The sequence below is a fragment of the Collinsella aerofaciens genome, from assembly GCF_964283865.1.
GTDB lineage: Bacteria > Actinomycetota > Coriobacteriia > Coriobacteriales > Coriobacteriaceae > Collinsella.
This window is the reverse complement of the sequence record NZ_CAXYLS010000002.1, coordinates 185,915-206,804: the sequence shown is the minus strand read 5'-3', so window position 1 is coordinate 206,804 and position 20,890 is coordinate 185,915. Positions and strand designations below refer to the sequence as shown.

Genomic DNA, 20,890 nt, shown 5'->3' with positions numbered 1-20,890 from the left:
TTCGGGACGTGGCGCAGCTTGGTAGCGCACTTGACTGGGGGTCAAGGGGTCGCTGGTTCGAATCCAGTCGTCCCGACCAGAAGTTTGCAGGTCAGGTACTTAGTGCCTGACCTTTTTTGTTTTAAGCAATTGCTTAATTTTGATTAATCAACAGGGTGCCAAAAATCACCCTGCGCGATAATCGCCTTTTGCGGCTACTTGCGCGTTTTGCACACGCTTGGGCCGATTTATTAACGCGATATGAATCTACATACGCGTAGTTGGTATACAGCCGAGTACAGGCTGTATTTATCGCGGCGATTTACACAGATATAGCGACTGTAACGGACAAGCGTGTCGCTGTATTTATTCCAGTAGTTCACTTGACCGGTGGGCAAGTGGGCGATTGCAACGATATGCCAAACGGTATGGGCTCTATACGAGGACGCCGCAGAGGTAATGGCGGGGGAGTGCGGCAAGCGCTCTGAGAGCTGCTGTATGACCCCATTTCTCCTTAACTCGATAATTTGCGTTTCAAGCCACGAATCGGTCGAGCAATTGCCAAAAGTAAGGCCCATGCAGGATTGCACGGGCCTTACATCAGATCAAATTTGAGCTAGAAGCACCAAACGGGGCAGACGCAACACCATCTCGTCGCGGCCTCGGCGAGCGACATATCGCAGTCGAGGTAGACATCGAGGAAATCGTCAGATCCCGCACAGGGGGACCGCGATGGTGGCCACCGCACCGCCCGAGGGGCCGTTGGCGAGCGAGACGGATCCCCCGTGGGCGCTCGCGGCCTCGGAGGCGACGTGGAGGCCGAGCCCGTAGTGGCGGCCTTCGTCACGCGAGGAGCGGGAGGAGTCGTCTGTGAAGAGGCGCTCGCAGCCGCGTTCGAGGGCGGCGGGAGAAAAGCCCGGTCCGTCGTCGGCAACCTCGATGACGAGGTGCCCGCCCGCGACGTCGCAGGAGACAGCCACGCGCGAGCGTGCGTGCTCGGCGGCGTTGGCCACGAGGTTCGCGGCGGCTCGCGCCAGGGCGGTTCGGTCGAGCGCGGCCTCGGGCGCGCCCGCGACAGCGGGGCCCGTGGCCGCGTCGAGCGTCACGCCTCGCGCCCGGGCGATCTGGGCGGCCTCGGCGAGGACCTGCTCGCAAAGCTCGGCCGGCCGCATGGGGGCCCTCTCCGCCCCGCCGGACCCGCGCGAGGCCTCGATGAGCAGGCGCACGTAGCCGTCGAGCCTTTCGACACTGCCGGCTATGTCGCGCGCGGCGGCCGCGAGGTCGGCGTCTTTCTCGTCTTCCAGCTCCTCCGCTACGAAGTCGGCGTTGGCGCGCAGCACGGTGAGCGGCGTCTTGAGGTCGTGGGCGAGCGACGTCATCTGCTCGCGCTGCCCCCGCTCCGCGGCCCAGCGGGCCTCGAGCGACTCGGCGAGGGAGGCCCGCATGGCGTCCATCGCGGCGAGGACGTCGTTCACCTCGCGCACGTTGGTGCTGCCGACCGCGAAGTCGAGCTCCCCCGCGCCGACGCGCCCCGCCGCCTCCGCGAGCGGCGCCATCTTGCGCGAGATCACGCGGCTCGCGCGGCGCGCGACGAGCGCAAGCGCAAGTGCGCTTCCCGCCGTGGCGCCGACGAGCATGAGGTTCTGCGGGTTGGGAAGCAGGCCGGCGAGGTCGCGCGAGACCCACTGCGGCAGATACTCGCTGACGAGCGCGCAGGCCCCGCCACCTTTGAGCGGGAACGCGGCGTAGGTAACGCCCGAACCCCCGCCCTCGATCTCCACTGTGCCCGGATCCGCGGCGAGTGCCGTACGAGCCATTTCCTTCGCGTCCTCGAGCCGCGTGCTCTCGAGGTCTGTCATCAGCACGTTTCGATCCTTGTTCAGGATGAGGTAGCGGTACGCCGTCGGCACGTCCTGCTGCCCGCAGACGCCGTCGCGTGCCAGGCCCTCCGCGACCTCGCGCGCATTGGCCGGCCCCCAGCTTGCCTCGTAGACGAAGCCCGCGTTGATCGCCACAGAGAGCATCATGAACGAGGCGAGCCACGCCGTGGCGACTGCCGCGAACGCGTAGGCGAAGTAGCGCGCGATGACGAAGGAGAGCGGCATGCCCCCGCGACCTCGCGCCCCGATCCTCAGAGCTGCCACTTGTACCCCATCCCCCAGACGGTCGCGATCGGATCGGCGCCGGCCTCGGAGAGTTTCCTCCGGGCGCGACTGACCTGCATGGATATGGCCGCGTCGTCGGCGTCGCTCTCCCAGCCGAGCACCGCCTCGCGTATCTGCGCGCGGCTCATGACCTGCCCGGGGTGGCGGGCGAGGTACTCGCAGATGGCGTACTCGGTGGGCGTGAGCGGCACGGCCTCGCCGCCCACGGCGAGGCCGCGCGCCCTGAGGTCGATCCGCACCTCCCCGAAGGAGAGGGCGTGCGAGCGCGGCCGGCGCTCACGGCGTAGATGGGCCGCGACCTTGGCGCGCAGCTCCGCGGCCCCGAAGGGCTTGCGGACGTAGTCGTCGGCGCCCAGGCCGTAGGCGGCCACGGCATCCTCCTCGGCCACGCGAGCGGTCAGGAAGACGATGGGGCCGTCGAAGTCCGGGCGGATCTGCCGCACGAGCTCGAAGCCGTCGAGCCCCGGCATCATGACGTCGCAGAGCACGAGGTCGAAGCGCGAGAGGTCCATCCCCGGGACCGCCGTCGGGTCCTCCGCCTTGACGACCTCATGGCCGTCGCGGCCGAGGACGCGCGCAAGCGCGTCGAGGATCGCCCGTTCATCATCCACTGCCAGTATCCTCGCCATGTTCGACCTCCTGAAACTCTCGTCGGAATTGTACTAACGCCGCGCTCAGCGGTCCAGAGCCCTGCGCGCAGCCACGGGTGTCTCGGCCGCGTCGCACGCGCGGTAGCGCACGCCCGAGCCGCCGCGCGCCTCGATCTCGAGCCAGCCCTCGCCGTCCGACTCCCGCCCGAAGAAGATGAGCTGGAGCTCTCGGACATTGCCTCTGTCGTCCGCCGCGTCCACCAGGTAGACGTAGTTTGCCCCCGCCCCGGTGGCGTCGGCGTAGGAGCTCGCGTGGCTGCCGGGCTCGGGCGCGGGCGCCCACATGGCGATCTCAGGGTTAGGCAGCACGCGGTCGGCGATCGAGCGCAGCGCCGACCCCCAGCCGGCGTCGAGCAGGGCATTCCCGCCCAGGACGAGCGCTGCGGAGAGGAGGACGAACATGGCGGCGAGCGGCTTCCTACGCATCTACCCTCCCGTCCTCGAAGCGGCAGAACCAGGCAAGAAGGACGGCGTCGGCTGCCAGGGTGAGAACGAGGCTAGCGAGCGCAGTCGTGAGGAGAGGGCCCGCCGCGCGTGCGGCGTCGATGAAGGCCTCCACCCCGAGCGACCCCAGGCGCGCGGGCCAGGCGAGCGGCACCCAGCTCAGGGGCGTCGCCAGAGCGCCGGTGAGCTCGCCGGTCATGAGGCCGTGCGCAAGTCCGCCCACCGAGAAGAACGCGAGGAGCACCCCCGCCGCGCCGGCGCCGATGGCGGCGTTGCGGCCGAGGCGCAGGGCCACGCCGAGCCCCAGCGCGTAGAGGGGCAAGCTGCCCAGCACGATGCCCGCCCAGGCGGCCGCAAGCGGAGCGGGCCCGAGCGGCAGGCGCCCGGCGACGGCGAGCACGGCCCCGAACACGCCGAGCGCCACGGCCAGCGCGCCCGCGCCGAGCGCCGCAAGGGCGAGCAGCTTCGCCGCGACGGCGCGCCCGCGCGAGGGGACCGCCGTGAGGTTGGCGAGGCGCCCGGCAGCGCGCTCCTCGTCCACGGCGAGCCCGCAGACGATGGCGGACATGAGCGGCATGAGGGCGCCGAGGAACTGGGCGCAGGCGTCCGCGCCCAGCGCCGGGTCCCATCGGGTTACGGAGAAGTACTCGCCGCAGGCAAGACCGGCTGCCAGGCCGCAGGCGAGGTGCACCGCCGAGAGCGGGGAGCGCGCCAGGCGCAGGGCCTCGGAAAGCAGGGCCCGCGGGAGAGTCATGCGCGGCGTCGGATCGGAGAGTCGTGTCATGGCCATCACCTCTCCTCGGAGTGCGCAAACCAGGCCGCGCCCGCCGCCGTGAGCGCGGCGAACGCGAGCGCACTGACCGCAAGGCCCGCCAGCGTGAGCATGCCGTCCGCCGTGAGCGCCCCGCCGAGCGCCATGTCCGCCGCGAGCGGCTCGCCGCTCGGCAGCACGGGAATGAAGCTCGTGGGGATGACCATGCTCGCCGACGGCGGAAAGAGCTGCGGCAGCGGCATCAGCGACCAGGCGAACCCACCCACGAGCTGCGCGGCGAGCGGGCAGAAGATGCCCGCGAGCATGCCGAGCCGCGCCGTGAGGAAGAGCCCTGCGGGGATCATCCACGCCGCGGTCACCGTGTTGGCGAGCGCGCAGAGGAGCATCGTGAGCGTGCCCGCGGCCGTGAGACCCTGCGAGGAGAACGCCGATCCCGCGAGGTAGATGCCGAAGACCACGAGGTTCGAGAGCGTGCAAAGAGCAAGGCACCAGAGCGCCTTGGCCCACCAGGCGCGCCCGAGCGGGAAGCCCAGGCCCAGAAGCCCCCGCATCCGCGTGCGAGCGTCCGCCCGTGCGACGCACGCCACCACGAGCGATAGAGACACGGGCAGGAAGAGCGCGTACCAGTAGTTCCACGCACTAAAGATCTGCACGCCCCGGTAGGGCATCGCGCCGAGCAGCGGCATCGGCAGCGCCATGAGCACGGCCAGGCGAACCGGTGCCGCGTGGCGCGACTTCAGGGCCTCGGCGCGCAGGCCCGCGAGCAGGCCGCCTTTCTCGCCCGTCATGCCGCCACCTCCCCGCGTGCTCGTCGCCCTTCCCGACAGAAGCTCATGAAGAGTTCCTCGAGGTCCTGCCCGGGCCGAAGCGCATCCTCGTAGGCGAGGCGCCCCCCGCAGATGATGCCGATGGTGTCCGCCATCTGCTGCACCTCGGAGAGGATGTGGCTCGAAACGATCACCGTCGTACCCGCCGCCGCGAAGCCGCGGATCTGGTCGCGCAGCTCCTCGATGCCGATGGGGTCGAGGCCGTTGGTGGGCTCGTCGAGCACGAGCAGGCGTGGCCGGGCGATCAGCGCCAGCGCGAGCCCCAGGCGCTGCCGCATGCCCATCGAGAAGCGCCCGGCGCGCTTCTTCCCGGTGTCCGCGAGGTCCACGGCGGCGAGCACCTCATCTATGCGGCTCTCGGGAAGGCCCAGCAGCGTGGTGCGCACGCGCAGGTTCTCGCGCGCGGTGAGGTTGGGGTAGAGCGGCGCCTCCTCGATGAGGCTGCCGATTGCGTAGAGGTCCTCGCGGCGCCAGGCGTGCCCGGCAAAGAGGATCTCCCCGGCCGTCGGCCGCAGCATCCCGCAGATCATCTTGAGCGTTGTCGACTTGCCGGCGCCGTTGGGACCGAGCAGCCCGTACACCTCGCCCTCGCGGATATGAAGGCTCACGTCGGCCACGGCGTCCTGCGCCTGGTCGCCGCGGCCGAAGCGCTTGGTGAGCCCGCGCGTCTCGAGCATGTAACCCATGGGTTTATCCTTTCTCTTCCGGGCGCGCGGGCCGAGCCACCGTGCCCGCGCGCCTTACCTTTCGGGTTCACCATCCATGGTGGGGCGCGTTTCTAACGAAGCCGTAACGGCCGTTGGGCTCTTTTGGCGCCAACCCTTCTCGACCCGCACATCATGATTAATTTGCTTAAGGCAACAACTTTCCCGATAGATGTAATCACCGAATCAAAACGTGTACATCAGCCATCAAAGATGCCGAAAAATGTCATATTTGGAGGCTGATGTACACAAATGCAGAATCCCGCACAACCCAGTAGCATCCTCCATATGTCTGGACTCTCTATGCTTACGCTGGATAGACATCGCCGGAACGGGTATAGTATCGAAAGTTTTGTCGTTAACCAGCGGGGGAGTCCTGTGGGCATCAAAAAGAAGATCAAAAAGGAGCTTATCGGCACTTCCGATTACCCGTCGAATAAGATCTTTACGATCTCCAATTTCATCACCTTTACGCGCCTGATCCTCACCCTGGTATTTCTGTACCTGTTTGTGACGGATAACAACCGCGTCATCGCCATCGTTATCTACGCCGTTGCCGCCTCTACCGACTGGATGGACGGTCAGATCGCCCGCATGACCAAGACGGTCTCGTGGCTCGGCAAGGTCATGGATCCCATCTGCGACCGTGCGCTGCTGTTCACCGGCGTACTTGGGCTGGTGGTCCGCGGAGAGCTGCCCATCTGGGTCTGCGTGCTCATTATTGGCCGCGACATCTATCTGGGCATCGGCACGCTTATCGTTCGTCATTATCACCGTCGCCCCATCGATGTCGTCTTTCCCGGAAAGATTGCCACTGCACTGCTCATGACCGGCTTCTCGCTCATGCTGCTCGGGTTCCCCGTTATTGACGGCCTGCATCTTTTACCTTCAACCCTTACGGCCTTCCCGGGCCTCAACGGAAGCTCGGTGCCCCTCGGCATCTTCTTTGTGTACGGCGGCGTGATCTTCTCCATGCTCACGGCTGTCATCTATTCCATTAAGGGCGGAGTGGCCATTAAACAGGCTCTCGCGCATCCCGAGGACGAGGACATCGACTTTCTGAACCCTGAAATCGAAGACTGATTCGTTGGGGTATGATTACGTACGGTTCATTATTTGCGGCACGTCCGCGATAAGTTAGGGGTTGTCATGGACAACATGGTTAACAATATGCCTCAGAATGATAAGACTGCTGACGCTACCTGCGTATTCCGCGTGCCTTCAAGCGACGTCACCGTTCCCGACCTCATGGCCAACGTGCGCATCACCGCCCCCGTTCTGTCCATCGTCAAGGGTCCGCAGACTGGTGCCGCCTTTGAGCTCGAGGACGACGTGACCACCATCGGCCGCGATCCTGCGAACGGCATCTTCCTCAATGACATGACCGTTTCGCGCAGCCACGCGCGCATTATTCGTGAGGGGCTCCAGGCTCGCATCGAGGACTTGGGCTCGCTCAATGGCACCTGGGTCGACGGTGCCATCGTCAATGCAGCCCCGCTGCACGATGGTTCATCCGTCCAGATCGGTACGTTTACGCTCATCTACCACGAGAGCACGCCGGAGCGCATCGAAACCGGTGAGTAGGGCATGGCCGAACGCAACTATTTGAGTATCGGCCAAGTCGTCAACCTTCTTCGAGGCGCATACCCCGATCTTTCGAACTCAAAAATTAGATTTCTAGAGGATGAGGGGCTCATTACCCCTCATCGTACGCCTAAGGGATACCGTCAGTACTCCAAGGAGGACGTTGATCGCCTGGAGGTCATTCTGCACCTGCAGAAGACCCGCTACATGCCGCTCAACGTGATTAAGCAGCGCTTGGAAAACGCTACGGACCTGTCAACGCTCGCCTACGAGGTGGGCTTACTGTCCGATGTTCCGCTCAAGACGGAGCCCAAGGAGACTAAACAAAAGCTGCATCCCATCGAGACCATTCCCGATATGTTGGGCGTCGAGATTTCGTTTATCCGCTCGCTCGCCGAGAACGACCTTATTCGCATCATCAAGAGTCCGCAGAATCGTGAGCTCGTCGATGGTCGCGATTTTCCGATCATCCGTTACTGCTCCGAGCTGTCACGCTTCCATATCGAGCCGCGCAACCTGCGTCAGTACGTGTCTTCCGCCAACCGCGAGTCCTCGATGTTTGAGCAGGTGCTCGTGAGCATGCTCGGCATGGATACCTCCGATGACGAGCGCGACGCCAAGCTCGAGCGTGCGTTTAAGAAGCTTCACGACCTGACGGAGGGCGTGCACACCGCGCTGCTCAAAAACCGCGTTTTTGAGTCGCTCAACGCCGTGGTCGAGGACGCCGACATCGATGCACTCGATGAGGAAATCGCTCGCTCCGAGTCCACCAAGGCCAAAAACGAAGAAACTGCCGCGCCTGCTTCGCACGAGGATTCTCTCGTAAAGCCGCTCAAGGTCGTCGCCCCTTCGCACTCCGGCACCGTCACCGCGGGCAAATAACCGCTGCTGATATTTCGGCAACTCATTGAAAGGTCATGCAATGTACGACTTCGAATCTCAAATCGTCGACATCCCCGACTATCCCGAGCCCGGAGTCGTCTTTAAAGACATCACGCCGCTCTTTGGCAATCCCGAGGCGCTCAAAGCCATGACCGATGCCCTCGCCGAGCACTTTGCCGGCATGGGGATCACCAAGGTCGTGGGTCCCGAGGCTCGCGGCTTTATGGTTGGCGTACCGGTGGCTGTAGCCCTTGGCGCCGGCTTTGTTCCCGCACGTAAACCGGGCAAGCTGCCGCGCGAGACCGTAAGCCAGAGCTACGAGCTCGAGTACGGCACCGATTCAATTGAGATCCATGCCGACGCTATCAGCTCTAAAGATACCGTGTTGATTCTGGACGACTTGGTCGCGACGGGCGGAACCGTCGAGGCAACAGGTAAACTGGTGCGAGATATGGGCGCAAAGCTTATCGGTTACGGTTGTATACTTGAGCTTGCGTTTCTCAACCCGCGCGAGAAGCTCACGCCGTCTGATGACGATGTGGAGCTCTTTAGCCTGGTGACGGTAGGCTAGCCGTTACCCTTAGTTACTGGAAAGGAAGCTACATGCGCACAGCAAACACGCACAAAAACATGGCACGCTGCGCTGCTACGGCAACCCTCGCTTGTGTTTTGGGCTTGGGCCTCGCGGCTCCTGCCTACGCCGATACCGCATCCGACCTTGCCGCTGCTCGTACGAAACTCGAGCAGATCGGCACCCAAACCCAGCAGATTTACGATGAGCTTGCCACGCAGACGCAGGCGCTCGATCAGACTGCCGGCGAGATCACGCAAAAGCAGCAGGAGATCGCCGATGGTCAGGCCAAGCTCTCGACCTATGTCGCCGGCGAGTACAAAACCGGCGGTTTGAGCCTGCTTCAGGTTTTGACGGGTGTCGATGATCTGAGCGATATGCTCAACCGTCTGTTCTACTACGGCAAAGTTTCCGATAAGCAAGCTCAGACCATTCAAGAGGTCAAGGAGCTTAAGCAGCAGCTCACCGATAAGCAGGCCGAGCAGGAGAAGAACGTCGCCACCACGCAAAAGAAGGTCGACGAGCTTAATGCCCAGCAGGCTGAAGCCCAGAACGTCGTAAACTCCCTGGATTCGCAGCTGCAGGCCGAGCTCGCTGCCGAGGCCGAGGCCAACGCTGCGCTGCAGGCTGGCATTAATGCTAGCACCGCCGAAAAGGCCACGGTGAGCAACGACACCGCCGGTACGACCGAGAACACCAACAATGGCGGCCAGACCAACAATAACAACAACCAGGGCGGCAACACGCCGGCTCCCGCACCGCAGCCTGCCCCCACGCCCGCTCCGGCTCCCACGCCTTCAGCACCGAGTCAGTCTGTTGATGGTGGCTCCGTTGTTTCGCGCGCCTACAGCAAGCTCGGCTATGCGTATTCTTGGGGCGGCATTGGACCGAACAGCTTTGACTGCTCCGGTTTTGTAAGCTATTGCCTCACGGGACGCTACTGCCGTCTGGGCACCACGGTCGACTTCATGGGTTGGACCCGTGTGTCCGATCCGCAACCCGGCGATGTTGTGGTTAACTCCTACCATACCGGCATTTATATCGGTGATGGTCAGATGATCCATGCTTCCGACTACAAAACGGGCGTCATCATCAGCTCCGTTGCCGCCGGCATGAACAACAATTACATTTTCGTGCGCTACTAATTTATTACTGCAGCGAACGAACGTGGGCCTCGCGATCTTGAGTCACGAGGCCCATTCTTTTTTCCCTACCGTTTGCCATAAAATCAGGACGGCTATCTAGTATTCAAAACTAGATAGCCGTCCAATCAATCAAAAAGATGGCTATAATTGTTGGGGAACAACTAGAAAGGACCCTCAATGAGCTGGGCACTTATCTCAGATTCGAGCTGCAATCTTCGCGATTGGCAACCGACTGCACCCCGTACCACCTTTGCATTCGCTCCTCTCAAAATTCGAGTAGGGGAGCGCGAATTTGTCGACGACCTTTTGCTCGATGTTCACGAGCTTAATGTTGCCATTCAGTCGGAAGCCAGCGCATCATCGAGCGCCTGCCCAAGCGTGGGGGAGTGGGCTGAGCTCTTTAAGCTCGCCGACAAGACGATCTGCATGCCAATCTCGGAGGGTGTCTCTGGAAGCTATAACGCTGCCGCTACGGCACGCGATATGGTACTTGCCGAGGAGCCCAATCGTCAGATTCACCTGGTCAATTCGCGGGCAGCAGGCGGCAAGATGGATCTGATCTTCTTGCTGTTTGATCGTTATCTTGCAAGTAACCCGGACGTTTCCTTTGAGGACGCCTGCGCTTACTTCGACAGTCTCGAGCAAAACAGCAAGATTCTCTTTAGCCTGTGTAATTACGAGAACCTTGCAAAGGCAGGACGCATTCCTAAGGCAGCCGGCGTCATTGCCAACAAGCTCAATATTCGCATTTTGGGCACGGCGAGCGAGGCCGGTAAAATCGAGCTCGTCGGGCACACGCGTGGCGAAAAGAAGATGCTCAACAAGATCATCGACACCATGGAAGCCGAAGGTTTTACGGGCGGCGAGGTCGTTATCGACCATGTCGAGAATGAGGCAGGCGCCCAAGCACTTGCCAGCCGAATTGTGGAGCGCTGGCCAGGCTCCAAGACTATCATCATGCCCTGTAACGGGCTAGATTCATACTATGCCGAAATGTATGGGCTCATTATCGGCTACGGCATGGGCGTGGCTTCGGGCCAATAACGTCCAACCAAGCAAAAATACGGGCGGGACAAAGTGGCAGATAGCCCTTTGTTCCGCCCGTTTTATACGTCGGCTAGCTATTAAACCCATTAAACTTTAGATAGCTCATCAGGTACGCTTTCGAAACGAAGGATGAAACCGCACTGCGCACAAGCAGCGACTCACGCGTTACCTGATGCGCCGTATCGGGAACCGGCGCCTGCTCGACGGAAAACGCCGAACGAATCGATGCCTCGAGCTGATCGACCACATAATCGAAGGCCGTCGGGGCATCGTAGCTCAAACGCTGAATGTTAAAGAGTGCCTGCACCGCAGCAATAGGTAGCACCTGCTTAAAGAGGCAGATAGCGATCAGGCGGGCAATCTGCTCGCGGCCATATTGCTTTTTGACCGGAGCAGGCACCAGGCCGACCTTCACGTAGTTATTGATCATCGATGGCGTAATGACAGGGTGCTCAACGCAAATGGACAGCGGCTCCATCCACAGCGCAACATACTCAATGACCTGGTCGCGGTAGAGTGTCACATTGGGCAACTGGTTATAGCGCGGCAGACTCAACGTATTGAGTTTACGCACGATATCGGACTGAATGAATGCATCGGGCAGCACCGTGGGCTGAATATCCTCGGGCTTAATGCTTACCGACGAATCGGACATCGGAATAACGTGTTTAACGTGGTTCATAAAGGTCCTCCGTTCATTTTCTATATTGTATTCTAGGTTATCTAGTTTTGCATACCACATAGCCGGCAAGTAAAAGTGGTTGGACAACACATTGATGCATCGTCCAACCACTTTGTTTAAAGATAGCAACCTTACATAAGATATATTATCGTACTTATTCACGGAGAAACGCGTATGCGCTCGTTGCTGCTATGGCTCCGTCCGAAACGGCGGTCACAACCTGGCGTAAACGCTTGGAACGGATATCGCCGGCTGCGAATAAGCCGGGCGTACGGGTGGCCATCGAATCGTCGGTGACAATGCCGCCGTCAGGAGCCAGATCGACTAGATGCTCAACCAGCTCGGTATGCGGCAGCATCCCCGTAAAGACAAAGATGCCAAACGAGCCAGGTTCAAATGACTCGGTATGAGTCTCGCCAGATGCATTGTCCTTAAAGGTAATCGTCGTTGGCATGGCTTCGCCCGATAGCTCCACAATACTAGTTTGGTACCTAACTGTAATATTGTCCTTTGCGAGTACTTTCTGAACAACACCATCGGGCGCACGAAACTGGTCGCGGCGCAGCACGATGGTCACACTGCTGGCAATGTCGGACAGGAACAGCGCCTCTTCGCATGCCGAATTGCCACCACCGATTACAAAAACCTGCTTGCCGCGGAAAAACATGCCGTCACATGTTGCGCAATATGAAACGCCACGACCGCGATACGTATCCTCGCCTGCGAAACCTGCCGGACGCGGCGTGGCACCCATGCAAGCGATAACGCTCGAGGCCAGCGTATCGCCCATATCGTGATGCACCGTAAACAACGCTGCATCGGCATCGTAATCGATACCCGTAACCATGCTCCATGTAACCTGTGCTCCCAGGCCCTCTGCATGCTGCTGAAAACGCTCGCCAAGTTCGGCGCCACTCAGGAGCGGGAAACCCGGATAGTTCTCGACCTCATTGGTTGTGGCGATCTGCCCTCCCGACATGCCCTGCTCAATCACGGTCGTCGTCAGGTTGGCACGCGCAGCATAAATGGCGGCAGCATAGCCCGCGGGGCCGCCACCGATAATCGCAACATCGATCGGCTGATCGGTAGTCATGGAACATCCTCTCGTCGAAACATTGACGTTCTTTGCGCTCATACCCAAATTTACGTGAACGTGACACTCATGCACTACAATGATAAATCCGTATTACAAAGCTGAAGGGGAGTTATCGATGGACCAGGCGCAGACGAGTGACGACGCTCCCCTGCTCACGCACAGCACTCCCCAATCGGAGCAAACCACGCTCCTGGCTCAACAAAAACCTCTCGTGACCATCGTGCACGCCTCCGTTGGCTCGGGCCACAAGGCCGCCGCAAATGCGATAGCGCAGGCATTCGACCTCATCCGCGGCACCAATGGCATCCCCGAGGATATTGAGATTGAAGTGCTCGATATCCTTGATTTTGGACGTATTAAATTCGACGGCAATAAGACCGCGGCTTCTTTTACGGGAGCCACGCGCCCCATTTACGACCTGACCTGGCGATATACGCTTACGGGACATCTTCTCTGGGGTGGCGGAACGGCATGGTCGCGAATTATGTTCCCCGCCTTCAACGAATATATTCGTAGCCGCAGGCCCATAGCCGTGGTTGCAACGCACATCACAGCAGCCAATGTTGCCGTGGGCGCCCGCGTAATTACGGGTATCGATTATCCGGTCATCTGCGTACCGACCGACTACGAAGTCGAGGGATGGTGGCCCCACAAGGACACCGATTTATTCTGTGTTGCCAACGAATTTATGGCCGAAACGCTGCGTCCGCGCAAGGTGCTCGAGACAAAGATTCGCATTACCGGCATTCCTATTCGCGCCGGATTCGACACGGATTACGATCGCGAGGAAGAGCTAGCTAAGTTCAACCTCCCCACCGACAAGACCGTCGTGCTGGTAATGGCCGGTGCCAGCTTGCCTCAACCGTACGCTCGCTTTCGCGCGGAGATGGACCGCACCCTCCCCTTCCTACGCAGCTTCGAAGACATGCACTTTGTCTTTTTGCCGGGCAAAGACACCGAATATGCCACCCGCCTCAAAACGCTCTTCGACGCCATGAAGCTCGAAAACGTCACGGTTCTGGACTATGTCGATGATATGGCAGCGCTTATGCACGGCTGCGACCTGGCAATTCTCAAATCGGGCGGACTCACCGTCACCGAATGCCTGTGCGCACACCTGCCGATGATCCTGCTGGGCAAGTCCTATGGCCAGGAAAAGGCCAACACCACCATGCTCACCGGCATGGGCGCCAGCATGCATGTCACCACCGCACGAGAGCTCATCGTGACGTTGCGTCATCTCCACGATCATCCTGAGTCGCTCAAGGCACTGCTCATCAACGGCGAAGTACTACGCCGCCCACACGCAGCCGAAGACATAGCCATCGCAACCATGGAGCTCGTAGGCAAACCCCAAAAGCGCAAAAGAACCTTTTGCCGCTTCTACTGGGGCGGAAAACCCGCGCATATCCGCTAGCGTCTTTATGTCCGCTTACCTGCGGGAGGCCCCTATATATCATCCCATGCTCAAACATTCTCGCTTCGCTGCGAAACTGCGCGTGGGACGATATATAGGGGCCTCCCGCAGGTAAGCTGCGTTTACGTACTAGCAGCTATACCAGATTCCCCACCACTAGAACCTTCAAAGGCGAAACCGGAAAATCTAAATACAGTAAGCCAATGCGACAAAGGGATTGTTCCTTTGTCGCATTGGCTTACTAGAATGTAAATATTTTTTCAAGCGAGTAGCCGCCCGCCCGCCTCTCTCACATATCGTTCCACGCGCAGTTTCGCAGCGAGCGAAGCGACGCGAGAATGTTTGAGCATGGAATGATATAGGTAAGCCCCGGGCGGGAGGGATACGAGCGCCCTAGGCGATGCCGCTGGAGCCGAAGCCTCCGTTGCCTCGGTCGGTTTTGTCTAGTTCTTCTACTTCTATGAGGTTGACCGTGGGGACTTCTTGGATGACGAGTTGGGCTATGCGGTCGCCTTTATTGATTTGAATGTTAATGGAGGGATCCAGGTTGATGAGGATAACCTTGAGTTCTCCTCGGTAGTGGGCGTCGATGAGGCCCGGCGTGTTGACTATAGACAGGCCCTGCTTGATGGCCAAGCCGCTGCGGGGCTGAACGAAGCCGGCGTAGCCATCGGGCAGGGCGATGGCCAGCCCCGTAGAGACCAGACGGCGTTCGAAGGGCTTCAGGACGCAGTCCTCATTGGAGCGCAAATCCAAGCCGGCATCGGTGGGATGGGCGTATTTGGGAAGCTCGACGGTGGGATCGAGACGCTTTATGTTGACGGTAATGTTGGACATGGAATCACCTTAGCTTGTCGAGCTCTTGCAGAAACTCATCGACGTCTTTGAAATCGCGGTAGACCGAGGCAAAGCGGATGTACGCCACCTTGTCGATCTTGGCCAAGCGCTTGAGCACCATGTCACCCAACTCATGGGACGTGACGGCCGTCAGTGTGCGAGAGCGCAGCTCGACCTCGATGTCATCGATAATCTCATTGAGCTTCTTAGTGTCGATATCGCGCTTGATGGTGGCGCGCATCAAGCCGACAAGAAGCTTATTGCGATCGAACCGCTGCTTAGTTCCATCTGACTTAATGACCTCGATAGGGTCCTCGCATCGCTCAAACGTTGTAAAGCGGTAGTTACACGAGCAACATTCGCGACGGCGCTTAATGGTGTTATTTGACTCCTGCATACGGGAATCAACGACGCGGGTATGTGCCTTGCCGCATTTGGGACAGCGCATGGTACCTCCTCTTAAACGATAACAAGGGTACCATGCGCAGCGCGATAATGATTACGAACGAGCAGGAACCTTAAGATGCGCACCGGCGGCGAGCGAACCATGCTCCAGATGATTGACGCTACGGATCATGTCGGAAGTCTCTTGCGTGGAAAGGCCTTCGATTGGATATTCTTCGGCAATCGACCAAAGAGAATCGCCAGGCTGAACGCGAATGGTCTCGTAGGTAATGTTGGAAACGGACTCGGCATACGCGGCGTGACGAGTGCTAAAGACCGACATAGCGAGGACAAAGAAGAGCGTAAGCGCAACGGCGACGGCGACAATCGTCGGAACCTTCAGGGCAACGCGGGCCGGCGCGACTACAGCCTGCTGATTGCGCGCAGGCTTTACGGTCAAAGGCTGAAAGCCGGAGCGGCCACCCTGAACAACCGTAAAAGTGGGTTCTGCAGGCGTCTCGAGCTTAAGGGCGAGGTTTCCCTGGACCATATTCGTTACGTTCATCATGTTCTCCTCTCGCGTGTTTTGCTGAGAACAGTTTTATCAAGCCGCGCGGACAAAAATGTCTAGCGCGAGAACGAATGTTCGGTTATTATTATCTTCGAACAGTTGTTCCTGTCAAGCAAAATTCGAACATTTGTTTGACATGGGTAGAGAGGATGCCCTGATGGCTCGCAAAATTACCAAGCGTCAGCAGCAAATTTACGACTTCATCAAGGAATATCAGCAGGAGAAGGGTTATCCGCCCAGCGTGCGCGAGATGGCTTCTGCCGTGGGCCTTTCCTCCCCCAGCACCGTGCACGCCCATCTCTCTGCCCTGGAGGCGCGCGGGCTACTCAAGCGCGATGCCACCAAACCGCGCGCCCTGGAACTCTTTAACGAGGATGGTTCCTCTGTCTCAATTTCTAAATCTGACGAGCCCACCGCACCTCGCGGAACGGTCTCGCTACCGCTCGTTGGTCGCGTCGCGGCTGGGATTCCCATTCTGGCCGAGCAGAATATCGAAGACACGTTTACTATCCCGACCGAAATCGCCACTGATCAGGGTTCCTTTATCCTTGAGGTGCATGGGAGCTCAATGATCAATGTCGGCATCTTCAATGGCGATTACATCATCGTCCGTGAACAAAAGAGTGCCATGAACGGCGAAATTGTCGTGGCCATGATTGATGGTTCGGCGACCGTCAAGACGTTCTACAAGGAGCAGGGGCGTGTGCGCTTGCAGCCCGAGAACGACACCATGGAACCTATCTATGCAACGAATCCCGTTATCCTGGGCAAAGTCGTCGGCTTGATGCGCCGGTTCTCGTAATGCAAAAACGCATCACCATATTTGATACCGTCCGCGGGTTTACGATGATTTCTATGGCAGGTTTTCACGCTTGCTATGATCTCGCCTACCTGTACGGCTGGGATATGCCCTGGTTTACCCAGTCAGCCTTTCAAGACATCTGGCGCGCCAGCATCAGCTGGGTATTTTTGTTTATCGCCGGTTGGATGTGCACCCTTTCGCGCAACAATATCAAACGTGCCGCCAAATACGCCTTAGCAGCACTCGTTGTCTGGTTGGCAACAACACTTGTCTCAGTCGACGATTCGGTTAATTTTGGCATCATCTACTGCATGGCCGCATGCACCGGCATCGTGGCGTTGACCGATCCCGTCCTTAAGAAGATAACGGCGAGATGGGGCATGCCCCTATGCCTTATGTTGTTCGTAATCACCTGGAGCATCCCCAAAACGATCTACCCTGTCCCCTACCTGGCGTGGCTGGGATTTCCGAGCCCTGGGTTTATCTCAGGTGATTACTACCCCATCATCCCGTTTATCTTTATGTATCTTGCAGGATACTTCGCCGCACACATAGCGCAGGGAATCGATAAGACCGTCCCTAGCTGGGCCTACGCCAACCCCCTGCCGGCGCTCGCCAGCCTTGGACGTCACGCTCTCCTCTTTTATCTGCTGCATCAGCCCATCATTCTGGGCATTTTGGAGCTCGTCTACTCGGTGCGATAACGCTCGAGCAGCGGTGCAATACGAGCCGGCAACTTCGCCACAATGCGAACGCCGTCCTCGAGATATTCCTCATGCAGAAGGGTTCCCTGCTCATGCACCAGCGTGATGAGAGCGCCCTCACGATACGGGATATCAGCGGAGAGCAACACATCGGTGGCAGCTGCCTCGCGAGCAATCCGGTCGACGAGATCGTCGAGCCCCTCGCCCGTTTGGGCCGAGAACAGAACGGCCTCCGGATAGCGACGACGGAAACTCAATCGATCGACGCTATCGAGAAGATCGATTTTATTGAATACGGTCAGCGTTAAACGCTCTCCGGCGCCGATCTCATCAAGCACGCGGTCGACAGCCTCCAGCTGCCGCTCATAGTCCTCGTCAGACGCATCTACGACTTTGAGAATTAGATCGGCGCCCAAAACCTCGGACAGCGTCGATTTAAAGGCATCGACCAGACCATGGGGCAGCTTTTGAATAAAGCCGACGGTATCGGTGATCGTCATGCCACGACCACCGGGCAAACGGTACGAGCGCGTTGTAGGATCGAGCGTGGCAAACAGCTTATCCTGCGAAAGTACCGTGGATCCCGTCAAACGATTAAGCAGCGTCGACTTGCCGGCATTGGTGTAGCCAGCCAACGCAACGCGAAACGCTGGCGATTCAATACGGCTTTTCGATTGCACATCGCGGCGCTGTTCAACCTGTTTCAGTTCGCGTCGAAGCGCAGCGATTTTATTGCGAATCAGACGACGGTCGACCTCGAGTTGGCTTTCGCCCTGGCCAAAGCGCGAGCCAATACCGCCACGCGTCTGTTCCTTGGCAAGGTGGCTCCACATACCTCGCAAACGAGGCAACAGGTACTGCAACTGTGCCAGCTGCACCTGCAAGCGGCCCTCACGCGTCTGGGCATGCAGACCAAAGATATCCAAAATCAACGCCGTACGGTCAATAATCTTGACCGGTTCGCCCACGGCTTTCTCAAGATAGGACTGCTGTGAAGGAGTCAGGTCGTCGTCGAAGATAACAACATCCGCATCCATGCGATGCACCAAACCGCACAGCTCCTCGACCTTTCCGGAGCCGATAAACGATTTGGGATAGGGCTTGACCAGGCGCTGAGACAAGCGTGCAACGCATTGGGCCCCAGCAGTGTGGGCTAGACGCTCGAGCTCGTCGAGCGAACGGTCGAGCGGCCAGGCGTTATCGTGCCACTCAACACCAACCAAGATGGCGCGCTCGGGTTCAGGCGCCGTGGGGACCAAAGGGAAACGAGCCATTAGGCAGCCTCGATGCGATGGTAAATATCATCAACGACCTCATCGATCGTAAACTCATCCATATCGAACCACACGATGCGATCGTCACGCTTAAACCAGGATAGCTGGCGCTTGGCATAGCGACGTGAGCGCATCTTGATAAGCTCACGGGCCTCATCCATGGTAATAGCGCCACGCAAGGCATCAATAATCTCTTTGTAACCAATTGCCTGCATCGACGTGAGCGCATCGCCCAGGCCCTGGTCCATAAGGCCACGGACCTCATCAACCAGTCCCTGCTCAAACATCAGGTCGACACGTAGGTTAATGCGCTCATACAGCACTTCACGGCTACGCGTCAGACCAAACCACAAGGCATGATAGCGCTCGCGCGGAACACTGAATTTCGACTTCTGCTGGGCATATGACACGCCGTCATCGTGCATCTCGAGCGCACGAATCACACGACGCACGTTATGGGGATGAATCACGGCAGCAGATTCCGGGTCGCGCTCGGCAAGCAAGGCATGCAATGCTTCCTCGCCAATGCGCTCGGCAAGCTCCTGATAGCCCACGCGGCGTTCGTCCTCAAGTTCTCCCGAAGGAAAATCCATTTCATCGAGAGCGGCCTTGAGATACAAGCCCGTACCGCCGCAAAAGACCGGAAGACGTTGTTCAGCAAGTAAACGCTCAATATGCGCTCGGGCATCCGACTGATAGAGCGCAGCAGAATACGCGACGCCCGGATCCACGATATCGACAAGGCGCAGGGGCACCGAGCACTCCTCAGGCATCATTTTGGCCGTACCGATGTCCATGCCGCGATAGATTTGCATCGCGTCACACGACAACACTTCGGACGAAAGACGAGCGGCCAGGCGGTCGGCAACATCACTCTTGCCGACCGCCGTCGGACCGACGATCGCTACGGCAGAAAGGTTTGCACCGGGGGAAATCATTAGCGAGGCTCGCCCACGACGGAGCCAGACAGATACCACGTCTTGGCGACATCAATATCGACATCAACGATTTTGCCGATAAGTTGATCGATGCTATAGCCAGCAGGAATCGGCGCATGCACCGTCTGGTTCTTGGGGCTCTTACCCAAAAGGACAGCGTCGTTCTTCTTGCTCGTACCCTCAATAAGTGCAGGTACCACGGTGTGAAGCTCGCCCTGGTTATACTCGTGCGCTGTCGTCTCGATAACCTTGACCAGACGGTTAAAGCGCTCAAGGATGACCTCGTGCGGTGTGGGATCATCAATCTCGGCGGCCGGGGTACCAGCGCGCTTGGAGTAGATAAACGTGTAGGCCTGAGCATAGCGAACGGTCTCGGCAAGCGAGAGCGTCTGCTCAAAGTCTTCCTCGGTCTCGCCGGGGAAGCCAACGATGATATCGGTCGAGAGCGCAATATCGGGCATGCGGTTGCGGATGCGATCGACCAGGTCCAGATAGTCCTCACGCGTATAGCGACGGTTCATCTCTTTTAGAATGCGCGTCGAGCCCGACTGAACGGCCAGATGCAGTTGCGGCATGACGGCGGGCGTCTCGGCCATGGCGTCGATAGTCTCGGGCAGTAGGTCCTTGGGGTGCGAAGACGTAAAGAAGATGCGCTCCACGCCCGTATCGCCAACGGCGCGCAGCAGGTCGGCAAAGCGCGGCTTCCCAAACAGATCGCGGCCATACGAGTTAACGTTTTGGCCCAGCAGCGTGATCTCGCGCACACCCTGGCGCACCAGACCGGTCACCTCATCGACAATCTCCTCGAAGGGGCGGCTCTTTTCGCGGCCGCGCACATACGGCACGATGCAATAGGTGCAGAAATTGTTGCAGCCCGTCATAATGGGGACCCACGCGTGATACTGGGTCTCACGATGCCACGGCATGCTCATAGCATCCGTGTCCTCGTGCTCATTGGTGCGAATATGACGCTTGCCGTCCAAGAATGCCTCGGCAATGAGCTCGGCCACATGCGCGATCGAATGCGTGCCAAAGATGACATTGACGTTATCGACATTGGTGAGCAGACCCTCGCCGTCGCGCTGCGCGATGCAGCCACCCACGGCGACTACGCGCTTGCCCGAGGGCGAAGGCGGGAGGCTCTTACAAGAGTTGCACTGACCGTACAGACGGGTGTCAGCTGCCTCGCGAACGCAGCACGTCATGAACACGACAATGTCAGCATGCTCCGGATCGAGCGCCATGAGGCAGCCATACGAGTCGAGCAGGCCACTCACGCGCTCGGAGTCGTGCTGATTCATCTGGCAGCCAAAGGTGCGGATAAAGTAGGTTTTACCGGCAAGAATATCGCGTACGGAACCCTGGTCCATGTGTATAAGTCCTAACGAGGTGGAATAAGCGGAATCAAAGAGCGC

23 protein-coding genes and 1 tRNA gene are annotated in these 20,890 nt (G+C 59.2%); 10 read left to right on the top strand and 14 right to left on the bottom strand.

From position 1 onward, the window contains the following. The first annotated feature begins 2 nt into the window (after window positions 1-2). A tRNA-Pro gene (locus tag ACRX4W_RS02365) sits at window positions 3-79 on the top strand. 607 nt (window positions 80-686) lie between these two features. Here ACRX4W_RS02365 and ACRX4W_RS02360 read toward each other — a convergent pair. Genes ACRX4W_RS02360 through ACRX4W_RS02335 form a run of 6 tightly spaced genes read right to left on the bottom strand, consistent with a single transcriptional unit; the run spans window position 687 to window position 5,523 of the window. Further along, entirely contained in the window at window positions 687-2,084 is a 1,398-nt protein-coding gene (locus ACRX4W_RS02360; RefSeq protein WP_432299013.1) for a sensor histidine kinase, read from the bottom strand. A gap of 26 nt (window positions 2,085-2,110) precedes the next feature. Then, complete coding sequence (locus ACRX4W_RS02355) at window positions 2,111-2,773, bottom strand: response regulator transcription factor (RefSeq protein WP_055250129.1); 663 nt, start codon at window positions 2,771-2,773, stop codon at window positions 2,111-2,113. Between the two features lie 45 nt (window positions 2,774-2,818). Continuing rightward, window positions 2,819-3,220: a hypothetical protein gene (locus ACRX4W_RS02350; protein ID WP_055250127.1), complete on the bottom strand. Its 402-nt coding sequence runs from the start codon at window positions 3,218-3,220 to the stop codon at window positions 2,819-2,821. Next, window positions 3,213-4,028: an ABC-2 family transporter permease gene (locus ACRX4W_RS02345; protein ID WP_124786162.1), complete on the bottom strand. Its 816-nt coding sequence runs from the start codon at window positions 4,026-4,028 to the stop codon at window positions 3,213-3,215. The genes ACRX4W_RS02350 and ACRX4W_RS02345 overlap by 8 nt, the downstream gene beginning before the upstream one ends. Further along, window positions 4,028-4,798: an ABC-2 family transporter permease gene (locus ACRX4W_RS02340; protein WP_055250124.1), complete on the bottom strand. Its 771-nt coding sequence runs from the start codon at window positions 4,796-4,798 to the stop codon at window positions 4,028-4,030. The genes ACRX4W_RS02345 and ACRX4W_RS02340 overlap by 1 nt, the downstream gene beginning before the upstream one ends. Then, the gene (locus ACRX4W_RS02335) at window positions 4,795-5,523 is read right to left on the bottom strand and encodes a lantibiotic protection ABC transporter ATP-binding protein (RefSeq protein WP_055250122.1); all 729 of its coding nucleotides are present in this window, start codon (window positions 5,521-5,523) and stop codon (window positions 4,795-4,797) included. The genes ACRX4W_RS02340 and ACRX4W_RS02335 overlap by 4 nt, the downstream gene beginning before the upstream one ends. A gap of 396 nt (window positions 5,524-5,919) precedes the next feature. On the opposite strand from ACRX4W_RS02335, the gene ACRX4W_RS02330 reads away from it, so the two are divergent. From ACRX4W_RS02330 to ACRX4W_RS02305, 6 genes are all read left to right on the top strand, one after another. After that, on the top strand, window positions 5,920-6,624 hold the full coding sequence (locus tag ACRX4W_RS02330) for a CDP-alcohol phosphatidyltransferase family protein (RefSeq protein WP_089573364.1): 705 nt from the start codon (window positions 5,920-5,922) through the stop codon (window positions 6,622-6,624). Between the two features lie 66 nt (window positions 6,625-6,690). Continuing rightward, on the top strand, window positions 6,691-7,125 hold the full coding sequence (locus ACRX4W_RS02325) for an FHA domain-containing protein (protein WP_192934514.1): 435 nt from the start codon (window positions 6,691-6,693) through the stop codon (window positions 7,123-7,125). A gap of 3 nt (window positions 7,126-7,128) precedes the next feature. After that, window positions 7,129-8,007, top strand: a complete 879-nt coding sequence (ftsR, locus tag ACRX4W_RS02320) for a transcriptional regulator FtsR (protein ID WP_117773499.1) — start codon at window positions 7,129-7,131, stop codon at window positions 8,005-8,007. A 40-nt stretch (window positions 8,008-8,047) separates the two neighbouring features. Then, on the top strand, window positions 8,048-8,578 hold the full coding sequence (locus ACRX4W_RS02315; protein WP_117773500.1) for an adenine phosphoribosyltransferase: 531 nt from the start codon (window positions 8,048-8,050) through the stop codon (window positions 8,576-8,578). A gap of 32 nt (window positions 8,579-8,610) precedes the next feature. Next, the gene (locus ACRX4W_RS02310; protein ID WP_432299012.1) at window positions 8,611-9,723 is read left to right on the top strand and encodes a C40 family peptidase; all 1,113 of its coding nucleotides are present in this window, start codon (window positions 8,611-8,613) and stop codon (window positions 9,721-9,723) included. A 177-nt stretch (window positions 9,724-9,900) separates the two neighbouring features. Continuing rightward, window positions 9,901-10,767, top strand: a complete 867-nt coding sequence (locus tag ACRX4W_RS02305) for a DegV family protein (protein ID WP_117773501.1) — start codon at window positions 9,901-9,903, stop codon at window positions 10,765-10,767. A 73-nt stretch (window positions 10,768-10,840) separates the two neighbouring features. On the opposite strand, the gene ACRX4W_RS02300 is transcribed toward ACRX4W_RS02305, so the two are convergent. Then, the gene (locus ACRX4W_RS02300; protein WP_192934515.1) at window positions 10,841-11,452 is read right to left on the bottom strand and encodes a DUF1836 domain-containing protein; all 612 of its coding nucleotides are present in this window, start codon (window positions 11,450-11,452) and stop codon (window positions 10,841-10,843) included. A gap of 154 nt (window positions 11,453-11,606) precedes the next feature. Then, the gene (locus ACRX4W_RS02295; protein ID WP_117773502.1) at window positions 11,607-12,545 is read right to left on the bottom strand and encodes an NAD(P)/FAD-dependent oxidoreductase; all 939 of its coding nucleotides are present in this window, start codon (window positions 12,543-12,545) and stop codon (window positions 11,607-11,609) included. Window positions 12,546-12,663: 118 nt separating this feature from the next. On the opposite strand from ACRX4W_RS02295, the gene ACRX4W_RS02290 reads away from it, so the two are divergent. Continuing rightward, window positions 12,664-13,965 (top strand): MGDG synthase family glycosyltransferase, encoded by a 1,302-nt coding sequence (locus ACRX4W_RS02290; protein WP_432299011.1) that lies wholly within the window; start codon window positions 12,664-12,666, stop codon window positions 13,963-13,965. A gap of 393 nt (window positions 13,966-14,358) precedes the next feature. Here ACRX4W_RS02290 and dut read toward each other — a convergent pair whose 3' ends face one another. The 3 genes from dut to ACRX4W_RS02275 are packed head-to-tail and all read right to left on the bottom strand — an operon-like array spanning window position 14,359 to window position 15,751. Then, a complete protein-coding gene (gene dut, locus ACRX4W_RS02285; protein ID WP_117773504.1) occupies window positions 14,359-14,802 on the bottom strand; it encodes a dUTP diphosphatase in 444 nt (147 codons plus the stop codon). Between the two features lie 4 nt (window positions 14,803-14,806). Beyond that, entirely contained in the window at window positions 14,807-15,250 is a 444-nt protein-coding gene (gene nrdR, locus ACRX4W_RS02280; protein WP_022093781.1) for a transcriptional regulator NrdR, read from the bottom strand. Between the two features lie 51 nt (window positions 15,251-15,301). Then, window positions 15,302-15,751, bottom strand: coding sequence for a LysM peptidoglycan-binding domain-containing protein (locus ACRX4W_RS02275; protein ID WP_161194491.1), 450 nt, complete (start codon window positions 15,749-15,751; stop codon window positions 15,302-15,304). A gap of 163 nt (window positions 15,752-15,914) precedes the next feature. Between ACRX4W_RS02275 and lexA the strand changes: the two genes are divergently transcribed. After that, a complete protein-coding gene (lexA, locus tag ACRX4W_RS02270; protein ID WP_040359862.1) occupies window positions 15,915-16,559 on the top strand; it encodes a transcriptional repressor LexA in 645 nt (214 codons plus the stop codon). Next, complete coding sequence (locus ACRX4W_RS02265) at window positions 16,559-17,263, top strand: heparan-alpha-glucosaminide N-acetyltransferase (RefSeq protein ID WP_117773506.1); 705 nt, start codon at window positions 16,559-16,561, stop codon at window positions 17,261-17,263. The genes lexA and ACRX4W_RS02265 overlap by 1 nt, the downstream gene beginning before the upstream one ends. Here ACRX4W_RS02265 and hflX read toward each other — a convergent pair. The 3 genes from hflX to miaB are packed head-to-tail and all read right to left on the bottom strand — an operon-like array spanning window position 17,248 to window position 20,845. Then, on the bottom strand, window positions 17,248-18,537 hold the full coding sequence (gene hflX / locus ACRX4W_RS02260) for a GTPase HflX (RefSeq protein WP_432299010.1): 1,290 nt from the start codon (window positions 18,535-18,537) through the stop codon (window positions 17,248-17,250). The two genes, ACRX4W_RS02265 and hflX, sit on opposite strands and share 16 nt — an antisense overlap. Continuing rightward, a complete protein-coding gene (gene miaA, locus ACRX4W_RS02255; RefSeq protein ID WP_373204412.1) occupies window positions 18,537-19,475 on the bottom strand; it encodes a tRNA (adenosine(37)-N6)-dimethylallyltransferase MiaA in 939 nt (312 codons plus the stop codon). Before miaA ends, hflX begins: the two co-directional genes overlap by 1 nt. Beyond that, window positions 19,475-20,845 (bottom strand): tRNA (N6-isopentenyl adenosine(37)-C2)-methylthiotransferase MiaB, encoded by a 1,371-nt coding sequence (gene miaB, locus ACRX4W_RS02250; RefSeq protein WP_432299009.1) that lies wholly within the window; start codon window positions 20,843-20,845, stop codon window positions 19,475-19,477. The genes miaA and miaB overlap by 1 nt, the downstream gene beginning before the upstream one ends. Between the last annotated feature and the right edge of the window lie 45 nt (window positions 20,846-20,890).

What these genes read in the sequence shown, in the direction of transcription:
- ACRX4W_RS02360 (WP_432299013.1), bottom strand. Translation starts at nt 2,084, where the DNA reads ATGCCGCTCTCCTTCGTCATCGCGCGCTACTTCGCCTACGCGTTCGCG.
- ACRX4W_RS02355 (WP_055250129.1), bottom strand. Translation starts at nt 2,773, where the DNA reads ATGGCGAGGATACTGGCAGTGGATGATGAACGGGCGATCCTCGACGCG.
- ACRX4W_RS02350 (WP_055250127.1), bottom strand. Translation starts at nt 3,220, where the DNA reads ATGCGTAGGAAGCCGCTCGCCGCCATGTTCGTCCTCCTCTCCGCAGCG.
- ACRX4W_RS02345 (WP_124786162.1), bottom strand. Translation starts at nt 4,028, where the DNA reads ATGGCCATGACACGACTCTCCGATCCGACGCCGCGCATGACTCTCCCG.
- ACRX4W_RS02340 (WP_055250124.1), bottom strand. Translation starts at nt 4,798, where the DNA reads ATGACGGGCGAGAAAGGCGGCCTGCTCGCGGGCCTGCGCGCCGAGGCC.
- ACRX4W_RS02335 (WP_055250122.1), bottom strand. Translation starts at nt 5,523, where the DNA reads ATGGGTTACATGCTCGAGACGCGCGGGCTCACCAAGCGCTTCGGCCGC.
- ACRX4W_RS02325 (WP_192934514.1), top strand. Translation starts at nt 6,691, where the DNA reads ATGGACAACATGGTTAACAATATGCCTCAGAATGATAAGACTGCTGAC.
- ftsR (WP_117773499.1), top strand. Translation starts at nt 7,129, where the DNA reads ATGGCCGAACGCAACTATTTGAGTATCGGCCAAGTCGTCAACCTTCTT.
- ACRX4W_RS02315 (WP_117773500.1), top strand. Translation starts at nt 8,048, where the DNA reads ATGTACGACTTCGAATCTCAAATCGTCGACATCCCCGACTATCCCGAG.
- ACRX4W_RS02310 (WP_432299012.1), top strand. Translation starts at nt 8,611, where the DNA reads ATGCGCACAGCAAACACGCACAAAAACATGGCACGCTGCGCTGCTACG.
- ACRX4W_RS02305 (WP_117773501.1), top strand. Translation starts at nt 9,901, where the DNA reads ATGAGCTGGGCACTTATCTCAGATTCGAGCTGCAATCTTCGCGATTGG.
- ACRX4W_RS02300 (WP_192934515.1), bottom strand. Translation starts at nt 11,452, where the DNA reads ATGAACCACGTTAAACACGTTATTCCGATGTCCGATTCGTCGGTAAGC.
- ACRX4W_RS02295 (WP_117773502.1), bottom strand. Translation starts at nt 12,545, where the DNA reads ATGACTACCGATCAGCCGATCGATGTTGCGATTATCGGTGGCGGCCCC.
- ACRX4W_RS02290 (WP_432299011.1), top strand. Translation starts at nt 12,664, where the DNA reads ATGGACCAGGCGCAGACGAGTGACGACGCTCCCCTGCTCACGCACAGC.
- dut (WP_117773504.1), bottom strand. Translation starts at nt 14,802, where the DNA reads ATGTCCAACATTACCGTCAACATAAAGCGTCTCGATCCCACCGTCGAG.
- nrdR (WP_022093781.1), bottom strand. Translation starts at nt 15,250, where the DNA reads ATGCGCTGTCCCAAATGCGGCAAGGCACATACCCGCGTCGTTGATTCC.
- ACRX4W_RS02275 (WP_161194491.1), bottom strand. Translation starts at nt 15,751, where the DNA reads ATGAACGTAACGAATATGGTCCAGGGAAACCTCGCCCTTAAGCTCGAG.
- lexA (WP_040359862.1), top strand. Translation starts at nt 15,915, where the DNA reads ATGGCTCGCAAAATTACCAAGCGTCAGCAGCAAATTTACGACTTCATC.
- ACRX4W_RS02265 (WP_117773506.1), top strand. Translation starts at nt 16,559, where the DNA reads ATGCAAAAACGCATCACCATATTTGATACCGTCCGCGGGTTTACGATG.
- hflX (WP_432299010.1), bottom strand. Translation starts at nt 18,537, where the DNA reads ATGGCTCGTTTCCCTTTGGTCCCCACGGCGCCTGAACCCGAGCGCGCC.
- miaA (WP_373204412.1), bottom strand. Translation starts at nt 19,475, where the DNA reads ATGATTTCCCCCGGTGCAAACCTTTCTGCCGTAGCGATCGTCGGTCCG.
- miaB (WP_432299009.1), bottom strand. Translation starts at nt 20,845, where the DNA reads ATGGACCAGGGTTCCGTACGCGATATTCTTGCCGGTAAAACCTACTTT.